This is a genomic window from Nodosilinea sp. P-1105, assembly GCF_012911975.1.
Taxonomy (GTDB): Bacteria; Cyanobacteriota; Cyanobacteriia; order Phormidesmidales; family Phormidesmidaceae; genus Nodosilinea.
Map to the genome: position 1 here is coordinate 1 of NZ_SMDQ01000159.1, position 1,319 is coordinate 1,319.

The window sequence follows — 1,319 nt, forward strand, 5'->3', positions numbered from 1 at the left end:
GAAAAGCCATAACCCAATCGCTTAATCAACTTAAGCTTATTATTTATTCCCTCTACAACTCCATTCGTTATTCTCAATTCAAAGTATGATGTCACCTCATCAAACCATCGTTTAATCGTTCCACAGCTCTGCTTAAAGAACGCCGATGATTCGACCATCCAGTCCAGCAGTTTTAATGTCCCATCTGCCCAATTCTCTGCCGCTTCAAAGATTCCCCTAAACTCCTCTTTTAATCGATACATCGTTGCTAACTTAGGGGAAACTTGGCTGACTTCTATGAGCTTTTCCCTCTGTCGGTCATTTAAGTCCTTCTCATTCTTGAGTAACACATACTTACTGCCGTTAAGACCCTCTAAAACACGCTCCCTCTCAGCCTTTTTCCTTATCTTCTTAGCCCCTCTCTTCTCAGCTTTTCGCTGATTATCTAACTCCTCATTTAGAAGCTTCGTCACATGGAACCGATCCGCGACTACCGTCGCATTCGGCATCATCTCTTCCACTAAACTCTGGTAAGGCCTCCACAGGTCTATGCTCACCCCTTCAATCCCCGCAAGCACCTCTACACCCCATTGGCTAAAGACTTCCCGTAATGCCTCTTGTGTCCGTGAGGGTAATAGCGTAATCGGCTGGTGTGTCTCCAGGTTCACCAGCACCCCATAATACTCACCCTGGCCTTTGACTACCGCTATCTCGTCGATCCCGAGATATTTCAACGCCTTCGGGGCCTTGGGTAAATACTCCTCACCGGCATCCTCAAGCATCGTCTCAATCTGCTCGTCACTCAGCCCTGTTCGGGTCGCTACACGGTGGATGCTACTCCCCAACACTTGGCTGACAATCTCATTCGCTAATCGTTGCGTATACAACCGCTTCTTCTTAACAAAGGCGAGTTCCTCGCTAAACGCTTGCCCACAGCCCTGACACCAAAACTGTCGGCGATTCACTCGCAACACCACAGACTGGGTATTCCACGGCAAATCCTCAATGTTATACCGATGATTCGTATGCAGATGACGGCTTCGTTTCCCGCAGTGGGGACACGCTGCATCGCGCCGGGTTGAGCTGACAACGAACAATAGGCCCACTCCATCTACGACTGTCATATCGTCTACTTCTACCTCGGGAAGACCCAGTAGTTCAGTCAATTGGTTCGCTTGGGATTTCGTAATCATGGCGCTCACCCATAATGCTGTCCTTCTCTCACCCTTTAATTCTAGCCAATCCCTTGTATATCAAACACTTCACCCCTTCCTAGCGTTTCTTTCTCTCTCCACTTCTCGCCCTCAGAGCCTCTTTCCCATGTCTAGGTCGGAAGAGCC

Annotated in this window: 1 protein-coding gene; it reads right to left on the reverse strand. The window is 48.7% G+C overall.

Features of this window, described 5'->3' with window-relative positions; all coding sequences use genetic code 11:
* The coding region (locus E1H13_RS26500) for an ISL3 family transposase (protein ID WP_169617954.1) at positions 1–1,103 on the reverse strand (1,103 nt) is incomplete at its 3' end.
* Positions 1,104–1,319 lie beyond the last annotated feature (216 nt).